Annotated in this window: 4 protein-coding genes; all 4 read right to left on the bottom strand. The window is 56.7% G+C overall.

Features of this window, described 5'->3' with window-relative positions; translation table 11 throughout:
• Window positions 1-133: 133 nt before the first annotated feature.
• On the bottom strand, window positions 134-562 hold the full coding sequence (locus AC1DCZ_RS19235) for an SOS response-associated peptidase (protein WP_476975993.1): 429 nt from the start codon (window positions 560-562) through the stop codon (window positions 134-136).
• A gap of 117 nt (window positions 563-679) precedes the next feature.
• Window positions 680-1,240, bottom strand: a complete 561-nt coding sequence (locus AC1DCZ_RS19230) for a DUF7255 family protein (RefSeq protein ID WP_476975992.1) — start codon at window positions 1,238-1,240, stop codon at window positions 680-682.
• Between the two features lie 38 nt (window positions 1,241-1,278).
• Complete coding sequence (locus AC1DCZ_RS19225; protein ID WP_476975991.1) at window positions 1,279-3,213, bottom strand: hypothetical protein; 1,935 nt, start codon at window positions 3,211-3,213, stop codon at window positions 1,279-1,281.
• 200 nt (window positions 3,214-3,413) lie between these two features.
• Window positions 3,414-3,719, bottom strand: a 306-nt coding sequence (locus tag AC1DCZ_RS19220; protein ID WP_476973958.1) for an integrase core domain-containing protein, incomplete at its 5' end; no start/stop codon positions are given.

The following is a 3,719-nucleotide window of genomic DNA, read 5'->3' as shown; positions in this document are numbered from 1 at the left end:
GGTCGATAATATGGGGTGCGGTCATCGCGTGGATACTCCTTGAGAGAAGACTTTGGTCGGTCTTTCCAAGAATCACGCGATGGCCGCCTCACGTTCGGGAACAACACGCCCGGGGCCGGGCCGTTACACCACGCTAATGGGCACTACCCTCGTACAGTCCGGCGAAGCCCAACAAGGGCTCTTTCTCGGAGTACAGGTAATTCGGGATCTTCTTCCCGTCCTCGGTCTTCTGCCACTCGTAATAGCCCTCGGCTGGGATAATCGCACGGCGCTTCACCGCCGCCTTCCGGAAGGACGGCTTCTCCAGAATGGACTCACTGCGGGCGTTGATGAGCTTGGAGCCGATCTTGATGTCCTTCGCCCAGGATGGGACCAAACCCCAACGCGCAATCAGCAGATGCCGGTCGATGGTGCCTTCATCCAGGCGTTCAGCAACGATGGGCACGCTCTGGGTAGGCGCCACGTTCCAGCTCGACGACGGCGGGCTGCCCTCGACTTCCTTGGCCTCAAAGTGGCTCAGAAGGTCGCCGGTCGCTTTGGACATCACGTATCTGCCGCACATGAGGCCCATTCTGCCCCACTCCGCCGCTTTCCATGAGACCAGCGCAGATGCGGCGATTGAAGGCGTTCATAGCATGATCTGCCCTGGTGCACTCTTTTCCCAGAGTGGTCTTTTCGTTCAAGTGGCGGCCGCGACGGCCGCGAACACTCGATTCCTAGCCTGCTTCCACGCCCTTACGTAGTCACGGTCTGGTACCGCGATCCTCACGAGGGGAGGCAGGCCCGCTGCAGGAAGGGATAGGTCCTTCAGCGCGTCGTAGAAAGCGCGTTGGCGCCCCCTGCTCTTGGGCCCGAACGTAGCCGTTTTCTTCGTTCCCCATGCCTTGTCAGCCTTGACGCGGTGCTGTTCACAAAGATCGCGGTAGTCTTCCAGGTCAAACCCCAAAGGTGCGCCGTTTGGATAGCTTTCAAAGGACAGTAGGCGGTAAGAGGTGAAGTGTTGGATCTCATCAACCTCGATAACTACTCCGGTGTCCTTGTGTATTAGGTCAGCGCGGGGTCGAACAATACGTCGAGCCGAGCGCATCGAGTCCAGGTCAGCACCAAGGGCGATGGCAACTGACATCACGGGCTCGTAGACGCTCGCAGTCTTGCCGCTTAGCCCGTACGGTCCTTTTGTTCCGATCCACTGAAAGTTGGTGCCTGGAGACAAGAAGAGACCTTCTTTCGCGGCCTCCACCGCAATACCTACCTCACATTCACAGGACACGATGACTCCTAGTACTTGCCAGCGTGCTCCAAGTACAGCGCCTCGGGTCGGGCATCTCGGTACGCTTCAACTGCTGCCTGGACAGCCTTCTCCTTCAGGTTCAGTGAGTAGAACACATCATTGATCTTGATGATTGATTCAATGCGCTGGTACTCGTCACCATGGTTTTTGGCGTACCTGGCCAATCCTCTGAGCTTTGGGATGGAGTCACTTAGGCTCTGGGCATGCGGATCAAGGATGGAGGAAACAACGCCGTCGTCGGTCCTGTGGAAAAAGACGAAGTCAGGCGTGAGGCCGCGGTGCCGGCCACCCATGGTGTAGGGGACGGTTAATGCGCCAGAACCTGATGAGGGGTTCCGATACCAGCCAAGGCAGTTGTCATCCTTAAGTTCGGTGTCTAGAACGTGGATTTCCCATTCATTGAGTTTCACCGGGTAGTCGCCGGTAGGCGACGACAGGAGGTGCTTTGGCCAGACGACCTCGGCAACGGGAATCGGTTTGTTCTCCACCAAGGAAATAACGGTCGGCTCTGGTTCTGTGGCTTCTGAGCGCACCTCGTCGAGCTGCGCTTTCAAGGCTGCCGGAGCCTTGTTGATTTGAGTCTGATATTCCTTGAACCACTCAACGATGGTGGCGTTGGCTACTTGTTCAAGCTTCTCTTTGACGCCGGGCTGGTGCGCTACTACAGCAACCGACATCATCATTGTGAATGTGTCGCCGTCTTCAAGGTAACGATCGTTTAGGTATGCGTTAGCCATAGTGCGGCCAATGCGGCGTTCTGCCTGCGCGAACAGCTGCTCGACACCCTTGCTGTCGATTTCAACTTCTTCCAGCAGGTCAATCTCAAGCACTGCGTTGCCATCGAAGAGTGTCGTCACTTCGTTTTCAATAAAGAAGTGGGCGAGCTTGTCCGCTTGTTCCTGGAACTTACCGCTGGCGTCCAGCTGTAAACGCGCTTCCCTAAGTACCTGGAGTAGCCGTGCGGTAGCCATGCTGGCTGCGCCCTGCAAAATCGCGTTCTTCCCGCCACCTGTAAGCAACGTGGCAAAGTTCTTGAGCCGGTCAACCTGGGTGCGGTATTGGGCGCCTGGGATCACATAGGAAGGCAGTTCAACGAACTTATTGAATACGTCCAGGTCAATTAGCGGGTTGCGTGTGAGTCGGACGCTCTCCTGTGTGATGACACTGACACCGGTCGAGCCGGGACCATCTGAAAGTTCTTGGTCCTCGACAATGATGAGTTCTTCTTCTGGTTCCGGAACCTCGGTGGCCCTTATTTGAGACACTGATGAATTATCAGACTCGTCGTCAAACAGCTTGGCGTCTTCGAGCTCAACTTCCCGACGACGAATTAGTTCGTCACGAAGGCCAGTGTTAACAGTCGTCGCACGTTTAGCGACAGTACTGCCTGCAAGCGTCATTTCAGTCGAGGGAACGGCTGGCACTAACTCAGGCAGAGTGTCTTGGTCGAACGTCTCTGGGTGGACCCATTCCTGACGGAAGCTATCGTCACCGAGTTTGAGACGGTCAGCAATCTTCTTCACGCCGGCCTTATTGAACCTCGGGAGGAAGCAGTGCACATAGTTAAGAGCTTCGTTCTGTTCCACGCGACGGGCGAGCGGCGTACGGATCATACGGCCAATGATCTGTGTAATGGCGTCCTGGTCCTCGACCTTCCTATATGACAAAAGCACCTCGGCACGAGGGCAGTCCCAGCCAGTGGTGATCGCCTGCATGCAAAGTACGACACGGATATCGAGGTCATCTTGGATGTCCTCTGGATTGGAGTACGCAATCGCGTAACTGCCGACATCCTTGACGGCGTGAGTGCCAAATGTGTGGCAGATGTTGTAAGTCTTGAGTCCAGGCCACGACTCCAAGACCACGCTGATTATCGAGGAAAGCTCTTCGTCAGATGGCATGTTATCCACCTGGATAACCATGGCGGGCAGAACCTGTGGTTCGTTGTTTTGTGCCGAATAAGTGGCCCAGTCCTGCTCATATCGACGTACAGTCGCTACCGCGTGGCGAAGTAGAGCAGACTCATTGAAGTTGGCCGCAATCTGCTGGGGTGATGCTAGGACAAGGCCGTCCTTGAGAAGACCGGAGGCGGGACTGCCCCGGCTTTTGTTGACTCGGGGTCTTAGGCCGCTGAGAGCGCGGTCCGGTTGATTGTTTCATATTCGATCGGGGTGAGTTTTCCCAACCGTCTTTGCCGTCGCCGGCGGTGGTACGTCCTTTCGATCCAGGTGGTGATCGCCAGGCGGAGCTCCTGGCGTGTGAGCCACCGCTGACGGTCTAGGACGTTTTTCTGCAGCAGCGAGAAGAACGATTCCATCGCGGCGTTGTCCGCGCACGCACCGACCCTGCCCATCGAGCCGGTGAGCCCGTGGTGCCTGAGCGATTCGACGAAGCGGCGGGACCGGAACTGGGACCCGCGATCCGAATG

This window comes from Arthrobacter sp. 10N418 (assembly GCF_056394725.1).
The sequence above is the reverse complement of the archived record's forward strand: the minus strand, read 5'-3'. Positions and strand labels throughout refer to the sequence as shown.

Excerpts from the sequence above, each read along its gene's own strand:
- AC1DCZ_RS19235 (WP_476975993.1), bottom strand. The coding sequence starts at position 562 with ATGTGCGGCAGATACGTGATGTCCAAAGCGACCGGCGACCTTCTGAGC.
- AC1DCZ_RS19225 (WP_476975991.1), bottom strand. The coding sequence starts at position 3,213 with ATGGTTATCCAGGTGGATAACATGCCATCTGACGAAGAGCTTTCCTCG.